The sequence below is a fragment of the Glycocaulis albus genome (assembly GCF_014639075.1).
GTDB lineage: Bacteria > Pseudomonadota > Alphaproteobacteria > Caulobacterales > Maricaulaceae > Glycocaulis > Glycocaulis albus.
The window spans coordinates 15,077-27,675 of sequence record NZ_BMFS01000007.1 but is presented as its reverse complement, the minus strand read 5'-3'; the positions used below and the strand labels follow the sequence as shown (position 1 = coordinate 27,675).

Genomic DNA, 12,599 nt, shown 5'->3' with positions numbered 1-12,599 from the left:
TCTGCAATCCGCCATGCTTTATTTTGCCCGCTGGAAGATCGCCCTCATCCTTGGAACCATCCTGATCGGGGTGATGTTCCTCCTGCCCAATTTCGTGTCCGAGAGCACGCGCTACGGTCCTGACGGCCGTCCGCAAGGTGTATGGTCCGTCCTGCCCAGCGACACGCTCAACCTGGGTCTGGATTTGCGTGGCGGCTCTCACCTGGTCTTCCAGGTCGATATGGACGAGGTGCGCTCCGAGCGCCTTGTCCGGCTGGCCGATGATGTGCGCACCGTCTTGCGCAACCAGCCGGCCATTCTGACGGCAGCGCCTGCTGTTGTGGAAGGACGTGTTGTCGTGCGCCTGTCGCGCCCGGACGACATGGAAGCGGCGCTGCGCCGCCTGCGTGGGATCAACGAGCCGGTATCGAACTCCTTCGGTCAGGCGAGCCTCGACCAGACGCTCTCCATCGAGGCAGACCCGGATGGCCGCACGATCCGCGTCGGCATTACGGAGGCGGCTTTTGAAGAAATCCAGCGCCGCACTGTCACCCAGTCGGTGGAAGTCATCCGGCGGCGTATTGACGGCACTGGTACCACTGAACCGACCATCGTGCGTCAGGGCGATGACCGTGTACTGGTCCAGGTGCCGGGCGAGAGCGATCCCCAGCGCATTATCGAGATTGTCGGCACCACGGCGCGTATGACCTTCCACATGGTTGAGGCCAATGTTGACCCCGGCCCGGACGGGCAGGGGCGCACACCGCCCGGCGTCATCATCCTGCCGACCGAAGAGGCGGGCGAGCCCTTCCTCGCCGTCCAGCGCCGTGCGCTGGTGACCGGCGAGCAGCTGGTTCGCGCCAGCCAGGGCTTCAACGAGGCTGGCCAGCCCTCGGTGAACTTTACCTTCAATACGTCGGGCGCGCGCGCTTTCGGCGATGCCACGGCGGCCAATGTCGGGCGCCGCTTCGCCATCGTGCTGGATGACGTCATCATTTCTGCGCCGCGTATCCGCTCACCTATCATGGGTGGCTCGGGCATGATCGATGGCGGTTTTACCGTCCAGTCCGCCAATGACCTGGCCAACATGCTGAACGCGGGCGCGCTGCCCGCGCGCCTCACGCCGGTCGAGCAGCGCTCGGTTAGCGCCGGTCTGGGGCAGGATTCCATTGATCGCGGCCAGACTGCCATCATTATCGGCTTCAGCCTCGTCATCGTGTTCATGCTGCTGGCCTACGGCTTCTTCGGCGTGGCCTCCACACTGGCACTGGTCGTCAATATCTGCCTTCTGATGGGGGGGCTGTCAGGCTTGCAGGCAACGCTCACCCTGCCGGGGATTGCCGGTATCGTTCTGACGATCGGCATGGCGGTGGACGCCAACGTGCTGATCTTCGAACGGATCCGCGAGGAATACCGGTCGGGCCGGACCGTGGCGAACGCCATAGAGAACGGCTACCAGCACGCGCTGTCGGCCATTCTGGACGCCAACGTCACCACCTTCATCGCGGCGGCGGTGCTCTACATGATGGGCGCAGGTCCGGTGCGCGGCTTTGCCGTGACCCTCGGCATCGGCATCATGACGTCCGTCTTTACCGCCTTCGTCTTCTCGCGGCTTCTTCTGGCGGGTTGGCTGCGTTTCGCCAAACCCAAAGCCCTGCCGATGTAGGCGGGAGAAAAAACCATGAATCTTTCCAGTTTTGCTCTCGTTCGCTTCCTGCCGGTTGAAACCGATTTCGGTTTCATCCGCATGCGGGTCGGCGCGTTTGTCCTGTCGCTCTTCATGGTGCTGGGCTCGGTCGCGGCCTTCTTCACCATGGGCCTCAATCTCGGCATCGATTTCCGTGGCGGCACGGCAATCGAAATCAGCACCGAAGGCCCGGCCGACATCGCCCTGATCCGCGAAGTGGTGTCTGCCGCCGTGCCCGGTGATGTGCAGGTGCAGGGCTTCGGCACAGACGAAGACGTGCTCATCCGCGTCGGTGAAATCGATCCTGAAGTCATCAACGCGCTGGAAGGCTTTGAGGCGCTGGATGCCGCCCAGGCCCAGCAGGCCGTGCAACAGCTGGTGCGCGGCGCTCTGGTCGAGGCGATCCCCGATGTCAGCTTCGAGCGGATGGAAGTGATCAGCCCTCAGGTCTCTGACGAGTTGCGGGTGGCTGGCGCGACGGCGGTGCTCGTCTCTCTCTTCCTGATGCTGGTCTATATCTGGCTGCGCTTTGAGTGGCAGTATTCGGTGGGCGCGGTGCTGGCACTGGCACACGACGTGATCATCACGATCGGATTCTTCTCCGTTACCCAGCTCCAGTTCAACCTCCCGACTATCGCGGCCATTCTCACCATTGTCGGTTATTCGATGAACGATACCGTGGTCATCTACGACCGGATCCGGGAGATGTTCCGCAAGTTCAAATCCCTGCCAACGCCCCAGGTGCTGGACCTTGCCATCAACGCGACGCTGTCGCGTACCATCCTGACGTCCGGCACTACGCTGGTGGCGCTAATCGCCATGGCGGTCATGGGCGGTCCGGCCCTGGAAGGCTTTGCGATGGCGCTGATCTGGGGCGTGGCCATCGGTACTTATTCCTCGATCTTTGTGGCCGCGCCTCTGCTCACTGTGACCGGTGTGCGCCGTGACGGAGGGGACAGGGAAGACTGACCCGCTCTGTCCGCAGACGGCATTCGGCCAATGGAAAACCCCGGCGCCAGCGCCGGGGTTTTTGCTTGCCTGTGAGGCAGGGATTTTACTCCGCGATCACCGCCGGCATGAGCTGGCGGAAAATCGCCCGCGCGCCCTGCGGCGGAGTGGTCGCAGACGGCTGCTCCTGCGCCAGTATCAGGGCCACTACGCCAGTCTGCGGGCTGACGAAGAAATCGGTGTCGAAATAGCCGCCCCAGCCGAAATCGGCCGGGTATCCGCTGGCTGACGATCCCCGGCCCTCATAGACGACGCCCAGTGAATAGCCAAAGCCCAGATTGCCCGCATTCATCTGTTCGGGCATGCGGTCGGCGCCAACATGCACTTGCGTCATTGTCTCCACGCTCTCCCCGGAGAGGATGCGCACGCCTTCCAGCTCGCCGCCATTGGCCAGCGCCTGCGCGAACCGGAAATAGTCGTTTGCAGTAGAGAAAAGCCCGGCACCGCCGGCCGCAACATTGGCGCCAAAGGCATAATCGAGGCTCGCGGGGACGGGCTGTATCGCGCTGCTTTCATCGTGCGTGTAAAGTGTGGCGATCTGGCTGCGTTGCTCTTCGCGCGGGAAGAAGGTGGTCTCGTTCATGCCCAGCGGCTGGAATATCCGCGCCTGCATGTAGCTTTCCAGGTTCTGCCCGGAGACCACCTCCACTACGCGGCCAAGAATGTCGTTTGACCAGCTATAGTACCAGCGCTCGCCGGGCTGGAAGTATAGCGGCAGGCCAGCCAGATGGTTGATCCGCTCCTCCAGCGTCATTTCGCGATCTTCATAGACATTGCGGGTGAGGTAGAGCCGGCCCAGATCGGTCTCGTAGTCGAACACATAGCCGATACCGGATGTATGGGTGAGCAGATGTTCGATCGTGACGGGGCGGTCCGCCGCTACGGTTTCGATCTGGCCATCCTCACCGGCCATCACCGATACCGCGACGCGCGCATCGGCAAAGGCAGGGATGATGTCAGCCAGCGGCTGATCCAGCCGCAGCGCCCCATCCTCGACGAGTTGCATGACTGCCACCGCCGTGACGGGCTTGGTCATGGATGCGATGCGCACCAGCGTATCGGCTGTCATCGGGCGTTCGGCCTCGATATCGGCATAGCCGGCTTCGGCGATGTGCTGGACAACGCCGTCGCGCGCGATGAGTGCGACATAGCCCGACCGGGCCTGCACAGCGGCAAACTGGTCAAGCGCGGCGTCCAGCGCTGCAAGCCCTTGTCCATCAAGCTGGCGGGCGGCAGGGACTGCCTCGCTGACAGTGTCGGCATTGGCTTGCGTTTGCGGGCTGCAGGCCGCAAGGCCCAGAGAGCCGGCCAGCGCGGAAGCCAGCACAAGGGTGGTCAGGCGCCAGCGAGCGTCATACATGTCGGGTCTCCGCGAACAGGGGTGGCTTTGTGTGCCGCGAAGCTCACCCCGCGCCTGCATCATTGGCAAGTTAAAACACGCCACTCCCTGCGATTGGCGCGCGAATTTCAGGAAAATGTCACACAGATGAGCGCTGACACACTTGCCGATACGGTCCGCCGCGAGGATCCCGCCCGGTATCTGGCCGGACTGTTTGCGCCCGCGCCGGTGCGCGCCAATCTGTGGGCGCTATACGCCTTCAATGCCGAGATTGCGCGTATCCCGGCGAGTGTCAGCGAGCCGGTGATTGGCGAGATGCGTCTGGCGTGGGCGCGTGAGGCCCTGACAGATATTTATGCCAGTCCGCCGCGTGTGCGCCGCCATCCCGTCTATGAGGCGCTGGCCATCATGTGTGAGCAGCCCGGCGCCCCCGGCGAGGCCCGGCTGGCAGGCCTTGTCGAGGCGAGAAATGCCGATCTGGGGGAGGGGGCATTTCCCGACACGCCAGAGCGTGAAGCCTATGTGGACCGCACGTCAGGCGCGCTGATGCGCGCGGCCGCCCGTCTGTGCGCGCCGGACTGGCAGCCGGGTGATGGCGCGCAGCGCGCCCTGACGGCAGCGGGGCGCCTGTGGGGGTATACCGGCCTGTTGCAGAATTTTGCGCGGTTGTGTGCGCAAGGCCGCCCGCCGGTGACGCAAGGGGAGCTGGAGGCCAGTGGCGCCACGCTTGAAGCCCTGCGCCGGGGATTGCAGCCTGACGCCGCGGCAAGGGCCCGTGAAGGATTGCTGGCGCTGGCTGACCAGGCCGCCAGGGAGCTCAATGCTTCACGCCGGGCACTCCCTGCATCGGTTTTTCCTGCCGTCGGCTATGCGGCGCTGGCGCGCGGTCCGCTCAGGCGGATTGCCCGCACGGCCAGCCCATACAACTACGCCCCCGCGGATAATCCGCTGGGGGCGCAGCTTGCCCTGCTATGGGCTTCGTTCACTGGACGGGTCTAGGGGCGGAGGCCCTAGGGCTGTGCGCCGTTGCCGATGTGCGTATCCAGGAACCTGACGGTTTCAACGAGCGTGCTCATCCGACCGCCAAATGTTGACAGCCAGTGGTCTTCCCCGTCCACAACAATCAGCTCCACCGGCTTGCCCGCTTGGCGCATGGCGCGCTCCATGATCTCGGATTGGCGCAAGGGCACCACCGTATCGTCACGTCCATGGATAAGCAGCAAGTTCGCGGTCACGCGGTCGGCAAACAGCGCAGGCGAGTTTTCACGCATCCGGCCGCGTCCCTCATCATTGGCCATGGCCTGCATCCAGTAGCGGGCCACCGGGTTGTTTGGATCGCGCCGGCCGCCGGCGAACGTGTACATTTCCGACAGGTCGGAGACGGGTGCGATAGCGACGCCGCATTGATAGAGGTCCGGAGTGAATGTCACACCGGCAAGTGTTGCGTAGCCGCCATAGGACGCGCCCACGATGCATACGCGATCAGGGTCAGCCAGACCCTCCTCTATCAGGGCCCGGACGCCATCAGTCAGATCGTGCTGCATAATGCCATTCCCCCACTCACCATCGCCAGCACGCTCCCAGGCGCGGCCATAGCCAGTAGAGCCGCGAAAATCGGGTTGAAGGACCAGGTAGCCTTGTGACGAGATGCCGTGAGCCAGCCAGTCAAACCCGCTGACTTCGTGAGAGGCCGGTCCGCCGTGCGGCAGGATGACCAGCGGCATCGGGCCATCACCGGCAGGGCGGGTCAGAAATGCGGGAATGTCCGTTCCGTCCCTTGCGGTGTAGGTGTAACGCTGACGGTCAGGTAGTTCCACGCCGCGCAATGCAGGGTAACCTGTCGCCAAGAAGTTGAGCGACATGGTTTCGGGATAAAACAGATAATAGTCTGGAGCAGCCGCGCCATCATTGGTTGCTACAAGCATGACCGAGCGGTCCCGGGACCAGTTGAAAATGCCTACCTCATCATCCGGCAGGGCTTCAGCGATCATGTTTTCATATTGCTCCAGCTCTTCGTCGAACCAGTGCGCAGAGTTCTCGTCACGCGTGAAGTAGGCAGACACGATGCGGTTGGTGTAGGGGTCAACCAAAGCGCCGCCAACCTCCGCCTGCGGATCGGATAGGACCGGGTCACTGAACTCGCCTGTTTCCAGGTCCATCCATGCCAGTTCGCGGGTATCGCCCGGAACCAGCACGGCCGCTCTGTTGCCCTCAGGCGCCATGCCGATCGGCGTTATCATCTCGGTTCGACGTGAGGAGCGCCACACTTCGTTCCAGCGATCATCCTGCCGCAATTCAATCCACTGATTGCGTCCGAGGCGGTTTACCGAGACGCGCACCACGGGCTCTCCGCCTTCATCGAATAGCCAGCCGCGCGTTTCACCGCTCCCGCGTTCGACCATGCGCGTTTCTCCCGTAAGGGTGTCAACGGCAAACAGGTAGAGGGGAATGTCGCTGAACCGCATATTGCGTCCCAGCACGCCGTAGGCAGCAGTGTAGATTTCACCTGCTTCCCAGTCCACGGCGAGCACGGAAGACAGCGATGTATTCACACCGACCCGGCTCTCGCCAACGAGTAGTTGCGACACGGGTGCGTTCGGCTCATCCGTCCGCACCAGGAAGGCCGCGCCAAACTCATATGCATTGCTGCGCCGCGAACCGAAATCATTTGTCTGGGTTACGTTGATCAGCAAAACATTGTCCGCCACCCACCGCACGGAGCGCGCCTTTTGCTGTCCAACACTGATCCAGCGCGTTTCGCCGTCTGTCAGCGAGGCAATGCCGACCACGATCAGGTCTTCCTCGGCACGCAGGAAGGCCACTTCGGTGCCGTCCGGCGAAAGCCGCGGGCTGGAAAAAGCCGGCAGCCGGGCAAAATGCGACACATCTAGTGATTGCGCTGCGGCGGATCCCAGCGTCGCCAGACCTACGAGGCTGGCGCACAAAGCGGTGAGAAATCTAATCATTGCAGTCCCCTCGAAATTCTGAGGGGCAAGCATAGAGCCGCTGATTACGAGATTGCAATGATTCACCGCGCCCGCGGCACAATTACTCCGCGGCCAGTTCCGCGTGCCCAAGCCAGTTATCGCAATCGGCCAGCGCGCGCGCCGTCATCAGCCGCTTTTTGGCTTGCGCCTTTGCGGCGCCGCGCAGCCGTTCGCCGTTCGGGCCCTTGGACGGGCCCTGCATGTCGGGGAATAGGCCGAAATTGACATTCATCGGCTGGAAGGCGCCCTTGCGGCCGGGCACATGGCCGGTGGTGATGTGCATCAACAGAGCGCCGAGAGCCGTCGTCGGCGGGGGCGGTGTGACCGGCTGCCCAAGGCGCTCTGCGGCGGCAAACCGGCCCGCTAGAAGCCCCATGGCCGCACTTTCCACATAGCCCTCAACGCCTGTGATCTGGCCGGCAAAGCGCAGCGCAGGCCGCGCCTTCAGGCGCATCACCGGGTCCAGCAGTTTTGGCGAGTTGAGGAAGGTATTCCTGTGAATGCCGCCAAGCCGGGCGAACTGTGCGTTCTCCAGCCCCGGAATCATACGGAAAATGTCTGTCTGCGCGCCGTATTTCAGCTTGGTCTGGAAGCCGACCATGTTGAAGAGCGTGCCGTGTGCATTGTCCTGGCGCAGCTGGACGACCGCATAGGGCTTCTCATCCGGCTTGTGCGCATTGGTCAGGCCGCGCGGCTTCATCGGCCCGTGGCGCAACGTTTCGATCCCGCGCTCGGCCATCACCTCGATGGGAAGGCAGGCTTCGAAATAGGGCGTGTCCTTCTCCCAGTCCCGGAACACCGTCTTGTCACCGGCCAGCAAGGCCTCGACGAAGGCGTGATACTGATCCCGGTCCATCGGGCAGTTGATATAGGCGGCGCGGTCTTCTTCCGTCTCGCCCTTGTCATAGCGCGACTGCTTCCACGCCACGCCCATATCGATGCTGTCGGCAAAGATGATCGGCGCGATGGCATCAAAGAAGGCAAGCTCGCCTTCACCGGTCAGCCCATGCACCGCTTCGGCAAGCGCAGGCGAGGTGAGGGGGCCGGTCGCCACGATCACATTATCCCAGTCTTCGGGCGGAAGCCCGGCGATCTCCTCGCGGCGGATCTCGATATTCGGGTGGGCTTCCAGCTTTGCCGTCACCGCGCGTGAGAAGGCTTCCCGGTCCACGGCCAGCGCGCCGCCGGCAGGCACCTGGTTCACATCGCCCATCGCCATGATGAGCGAGTTCGCCCGGCGCATTTCCTCGTGCAACAGGCCGACCGCGTTGGTCTCATGGTCATCGGAGCGGAAGGAGTTGGAGCAGACGAGCTCTGCGAGGCCATCTGTCTGGTGCGCCTCGGTACGGCGTACCGGGCGCATCTCGTGCAAGGTAACGCGCGCGCCGGCTTCGGCGGCCTGCCAGGCGGCTTCCGAACCGGCCATGCCGCCGCCAATGATGTGTATGGGTGCCATCTGTGTCATGGCCGCTGATATAGCGCTGCAAGGGCGCAGGCTCAAACCGGCAGGGCAGGCGGGTAGGGAGACCATCGCCGTGCGCCAATTTCTTGTTGACCGTCTGAGATTTGCATCCAAGGATTGCGTTCGGGGAAGGCGGGCTGAACGGGGGCAGCAATGCATCGCATCTTGATCGCGGTATTGGCCGTGTTGTGGGTGAGCGCGGCTGGACACGCTATTCCGCCCTCTGTGATGGAGCCGTATCGCGCCTATATGGCCGCGATCGAGAGCGACGATCTGGAGGACGCCGCCACCCATGCCGAAGCGGCGTATCAGGCAGGTGTGGCCGCGCAGATCGATGCCGATACGCTGGCCGCGCTGGCCGAGAACAGGGCGCAGATCTACACCGATACGGGCGATCATCGCCGCGCCGCCGCCGCGTGGAATGACTTGACCGGGATGCTTGAGCGCGCGGGTGCGGACGTCGATGCACGGGCAAGGGTCCATGTGCTAGCCGCGTCTCAGGAACTTGCAGCCGGGCAGCGTAGAAATGCGTTGAACCGTGCCGGCCAAGCACTTGAGCTTTTCCCGGAGGGTTCGGCGTCCAGTATCGTGTTCGAAGCGCTTCTCATCCAGGCCACAGCCGAGTGGCAAAGCCAGCGGGTGCGCAGTGCCGGGCCGCCGGCCGTGCGCGCGCTAGACGTTTTTGGCGCGATAGAAGCTCAGCCAACAACCAGCCTTATTCAGCTCTCGGTATTCGCCGGATCGTACTACGCACTGGTCCGCGAGCCGTCAGAGTCAGCCTTTTACCTCAGTCTCGCGGCGGATTATGCCGAGCTCTTTCTGGGGCGTGGCGACCGCTATGCGATTGAACTGGGAACTTGGGCAAATTATGTGCGCCGCGGTCTTGATGACGCCCAGCGCGAGGCCTTGTTCAACCGCCAGGTCCAAAGCCCGCTATATCTCGCAGATATAGCGCGCCCAGCGCAAGACGAAGTGGAGCCGGAGCCACGTCCGGCTGGCTGGGTGGACGCCTCGCCGTCAAACCGTATCCCGCCAACGTACCCATCAGCAATGCTCCATGCAGATCTGGAAGGTGTCGCGGTTGTACAGTTTTCTGTCCTGGAGAACGGACGGACCGGGAATATCAACGTTCTGTTTTCCGTCCCGCATCAGGAGTTCGGCCGTGCGGCGCGTCGTGCTGTCCAGCAATGGCGGTACACCCCGGCGACGGTAGACGGTGTTCCGGTTGTCCGTGACGGCGTACATACTCAGTTCGAGTTTAACCTGAGGGATTAGGGCAATGATCCCGATAGTGGTGGCAGCCTTGTGGTTGCAGGTCAGCTCCGAATGTGCGCGTGTCAATCCCGGGTCAGCCTGCGTCGAAGCAATCATTGAGGCATGGAACTCAGGCGATGCCGTTACTGCTGGCCACATGGCCGGCGACTATTTGCTCTCAACAGTTGAATCCAAGGGGCAACTGGCACCGGAAGGGGCTGGTCTGGCCTTTATTGCCGCTATCGGCGCGGAGATGGAGAGGAACAGTGACGCAGCGTACTGGTTCTGGGTGGCACGTCAGCATGAGGATGTTTGCGGGCCACTGCCCGATGAATTGCGCCGGGTCGTAGACGAACAACATTACCGTATTGGCTCAAGACGTGGGGGCGACCGGCGGGTGCTTGCAAGTGCATTTTACGAGGCCGGCCAGCAGCCCTGCGGCGTATCGTTAGCGCCAATGCCTGATATTGCCGCCCCGGCGGCAACGGCGGCAACCGCATCAGCGCCCGCACTGATCGTTTTTGGGGATGGCAGCTCCCAGCGAGCGGGCTTGCCGCCCGCTACCAGTTTGCCGCGCAATGCGCCTGTTCAGATTATCTACGAATACCCGCAAGGCGTGACCCTCTCTGAACCAGGACTCGACGAGATCAACAGATTTAGCCGGTTTCGTGCGGCTGTACGCGGCACAATTGTCGTCCTCAATCCCTGCACTCCCGTTTACGGCGTCAGGACGAGGCGGCCTGTAGAACTCTGCCGGGCTGATCAGCCAGCCGCCGGCGGAGATTGACATGAATGAATGCTGGCCGGGATCCGTTTTGGCGTAACCAGCTTCAAACCTGGCGGAATAGGGGGGTGATTGAATGGGGGCTGGTGGCATATGCAAACTGGCGATGATCGTTCTGGCGCCTGTTCTGCCGGCTAGCTGGCAGGCTGACATTGCTTACGCCATTCCGCCATCGGTGATGGAGCCGTATCGCGCCTATATGGCCGCGATCGAGAGTGATGATCCGGCAAACGCCACCACCCACGCCGAAGCGGCATATCAGGCAGGCGTGGCCGCTCGGATTGACGCCGACACACTGGCCGCACTGGCCGAGAACCGGGCACAGATCTACTACGACCTGGAGGATTACGCTGCCGCCGCCCCGGCCTGGGATGATCTTCATGCACTGGCACCGGATACAGATACGCTAGCGCTGGCGGCATCAGCCTATCTGTTGGCAGGGGACCGGGCCAGCGCGGCAGCACGCGCCAGAAGCTTGCAAGTGTCCTCCTCCCGGATATCGGAGGACTTGCGGTTTTTCACCGGATACATCATCGCCGTTCATGAAGGGCCAGATGAGTATCCCGCACGGACGGGCAATCAGATACGCGGCGGTGATGACCAGGCCCCTGCGATCCTCCGCGAAATTCTCGACGAGGGTGACAGGGCTGTCAGGTCTCGACAGCGTGAGCGCGTGATTTTGCTGTCAGGGCTCGCCACTGGCGTGGCACGCGGCACAGGCATGGATGAGGCGGTGACCGGCCACCTTGCCTCTTGGTATCACAGCGCCCTGATTGGACTGAGAAATCGCCAAGCGCTGCAGGAGTTTCTGGAGAATTCGTATCTCGTCAAGCTATTGTTGCGGCAGGGTTATTTTCCCGGTGTCCCGCAGGGAGAAGCCGGAATTTCTGATCAGTCTCTTATCGAGCGCTTTCCGCCGCAGTATCCAGTTAGGGCATTGGAGCGCGGATTGGAGGGTTATACCGTGCTCAGGTTCGACGTGGGAATCGACGGTCAGCCAGAGAATATTGAGTTGGTTTTCTCCACGCCTGACGGGACCACTTTTAGCCGGGAAAGCGTTAGAGCACTTGAGAGATGGCGATATCCACCGCTTGTCGAAGACGGTGAACCAGCCCGTCGTCGAGGCGAAGAGACGGCGTTCAGTTTTTTCTTGGACAATTGGCCCCCTGCGTCACAGTGATCCTTGGCAGGGTGCGCGCATCGGGCTAAGTCCCGCTGCCATGAAACTCATCCATGCCGATGCCCTGCAAGACGGGCTTGCCCTTCTCCTGCGCCATCCGCGCCCCGTTCTGGCCGCCAGCGCTGTTTGCGCGGGCGTTGCCGCCCTTGAGGCTCTGGTCTTCTCGCTCACCGGGGAGACGGGGCCGGGCCTGATTGGTGTGACCCTGCTTTTCATTCTGGGCTTTCATGCCTGGGTGATTGCCGCCGTGCTGGTCACGCGCCCGGCGCTGGGGCTGGCCGGGGGAGACATCCAGGACCGGGCCCGCGATGTCTCGCGCCTCGTGCTGGTGGCGGGTCTGACCCTGATTCTGGTGTTTACGGTGCTGGGCACCGCCTTCGTCATGCTGGCCTTCATGCTGGGCGCGCTGGCAATCCTCGGCGCGGAGCGCACCGGTCTGACCGAGCCGCCCGAAGGCTTTGTGAATATCTTCGCCCTGTTCAATACCGCAGAATGGATCATCGCGGTTGCGCTGATCGCGGTCTTCGCCGGCTTTGGCCTGTGGTTCATCTCCCGCCTGCTGCCCGGTATTCCGGCCACGCTGGCGCGAGGCAAGGTGCAGCTTCTGGCCGCCTGGCCGATATTGCAGGGCAGGGGGCTTGGCGGCTTTCTCACCGGCACGCTGGCCATTTTGCCGGGCGTAATCCTGCTGGTGGCCTTCGCCTTTCTGGTGGAGAGCGTGACCGGATATAACCCCGCGCAGGGCGTGCGGGCAGACGCGTTGAACCCGCTTGGCATTGCGCTTTTGCGCGCGGTTCTGGTGGGTGGCTCGGCCGCGTTCGTGCTGGCGCCGCTGATGGGCGTGCACGCCCGGCTTTACATGAAATTTACGTCACAAACGCCGGATTGATCGTGCCGTGCTCACGAACGCGTGATAGCG

Annotated in this window: 10 protein-coding genes; 7 read left to right on the top strand and 3 right to left on the bottom strand. The window is 62.8% G+C overall.

The genetic code is table 11. The annotated features are described in order from the left end of the window. Positions 1-13: 13 nt before the first annotated feature. Both secD and secF read left to right on the top strand, forming a co-directional pair. Positions 14-1,645, top strand: a complete 1,632-nt coding sequence (gene secD, locus IEV75_RS08460; protein ID WP_188452135.1) for a protein translocase subunit SecD — start codon at positions 14-16, stop codon at positions 1,643-1,645. A 15-nt stretch (positions 1,646-1,660) separates the two neighbouring features. Next, on the top strand, positions 1,661-2,635 hold the full coding sequence (gene secF, locus IEV75_RS08455; protein WP_188452134.1) for a protein translocase subunit SecF: 975 nt from the start codon (positions 1,661-1,663) through the stop codon (positions 2,633-2,635). 85 nt (positions 2,636-2,720) lie between these two features. Here the strand turns inward: secF and IEV75_RS08450 are convergent, their stop codons facing one another. Next, on the bottom strand, positions 2,721-4,034 hold the full coding sequence (locus tag IEV75_RS08450; RefSeq protein WP_188452133.1) for a serine hydrolase domain-containing protein: 1,314 nt from the start codon (positions 4,032-4,034) through the stop codon (positions 2,721-2,723). A gap of 126 nt (positions 4,035-4,160) precedes the next feature. Here IEV75_RS08450 and IEV75_RS08445 point away from each other — a divergent pair, with 126 nt between their 5' ends. Beyond that, the gene (locus tag IEV75_RS08445) at positions 4,161-5,012 is read left to right on the top strand and encodes a squalene/phytoene synthase family protein (RefSeq protein WP_188452132.1); all 852 of its coding nucleotides are present in this window, start codon (positions 4,161-4,163) and stop codon (positions 5,010-5,012) included. Between the two features lie 11 nt (positions 5,013-5,023). Here the strand turns inward: IEV75_RS08445 and IEV75_RS08440 are convergent, their stop codons facing one another. Both IEV75_RS08440 and trmFO read right to left on the bottom strand, forming a co-directional pair. Continuing rightward, on the bottom strand, positions 5,024-6,979 hold the full coding sequence (locus tag IEV75_RS08440) for an alpha/beta hydrolase family protein (RefSeq protein WP_188452131.1): 1,956 nt from the start codon (positions 6,977-6,979) through the stop codon (positions 5,024-5,026). 82 nt (positions 6,980-7,061) lie between these two features. Beyond that, positions 7,062-8,465: a methylenetetrahydrofolate--tRNA-(uracil(54)-C(5))-methyltransferase (FADH(2)-oxidizing) TrmFO gene (trmFO, locus tag IEV75_RS08435; RefSeq protein WP_188452130.1), complete on the bottom strand. Its 1,404-nt coding sequence runs from the start codon at positions 8,463-8,465 to the stop codon at positions 7,062-7,064. A gap of 162 nt (positions 8,466-8,627) precedes the next feature. Here trmFO and IEV75_RS08430 point away from each other — a divergent pair, with 162 nt between their 5' ends. The 4 genes from IEV75_RS08430 to IEV75_RS08415 all read left to right on the top strand — a co-directional run bounded on the left by IEV75_RS08430 (position 8,628) and on the right by IEV75_RS08415 (position 12,569). After that, entirely contained in the window at positions 8,628-9,737 is a 1,110-nt protein-coding gene (locus IEV75_RS08430; protein ID WP_188452129.1) for an energy transducer TonB, read from the top strand. Between the two features lie 4 nt (positions 9,738-9,741). After that, entirely contained in the window at positions 9,742-10,503 is a 762-nt protein-coding gene (locus IEV75_RS08425; protein WP_188452128.1) for a hypothetical protein, read from the top strand. A 103-nt stretch (positions 10,504-10,606) separates the two neighbouring features. Beyond that, positions 10,607-11,680, top strand: a complete 1,074-nt coding sequence (locus IEV75_RS08420; RefSeq protein WP_188452127.1) for an energy transducer TonB — start codon at positions 10,607-10,609, stop codon at positions 11,678-11,680. Positions 11,681-11,720: 40 nt separating this feature from the next. Then, complete coding sequence (locus IEV75_RS08415) at positions 11,721-12,569, top strand: hypothetical protein (protein WP_188452126.1); 849 nt, start codon at positions 11,721-11,723, stop codon at positions 12,567-12,569. The last annotated feature ends 30 nt before the right edge of the window (positions 12,570-12,599 follow it).

Bases quoted from the DNA above. Each gene is read 5' to 3' on its own strand.
- IEV75_RS08420 (WP_188452127.1), top strand. From the start codon at position 10,607: ATGATCGTTCTGGCGCCTGTTCTGCCGGCTAGCTGGCAGGCTGACATT.
- IEV75_RS08450 (WP_188452133.1), bottom strand. From the start codon at position 4,034: ATGTATGACGCTCGCTGGCGCCTGACCACCCTTGTGCTGGCTTCCGCG.
- IEV75_RS08440 (WP_188452131.1), bottom strand. From the start codon at position 6,979: ATGATTAGATTTCTCACCGCTTTGTGCGCCAGCCTCGTAGGTCTGGCG.
- IEV75_RS08445 (WP_188452132.1), top strand. From the start codon at position 4,161: ATGAGCGCTGACACACTTGCCGATACGGTCCGCCGCGAGGATCCCGCC.
- secD (WP_188452135.1), top strand. From the start codon at position 14: ATGCTTTATTTTGCCCGCTGGAAGATCGCCCTCATCCTTGGAACCATC.
- trmFO (WP_188452130.1), bottom strand. From the start codon at position 8,465: ATGACACAGATGGCACCCATACACATCATTGGCGGCGGCATGGCCGGT.
- IEV75_RS08415 (WP_188452126.1), top strand. From the start codon at position 11,721: ATGAAACTCATCCATGCCGATGCCCTGCAAGACGGGCTTGCCCTTCTC.
- IEV75_RS08425 (WP_188452128.1), top strand. From the start codon at position 9,742: ATGATCCCGATAGTGGTGGCAGCCTTGTGGTTGCAGGTCAGCTCCGAA.
- secF (WP_188452134.1), top strand. From the start codon at position 1,661: ATGAATCTTTCCAGTTTTGCTCTCGTTCGCTTCCTGCCGGTTGAAACC.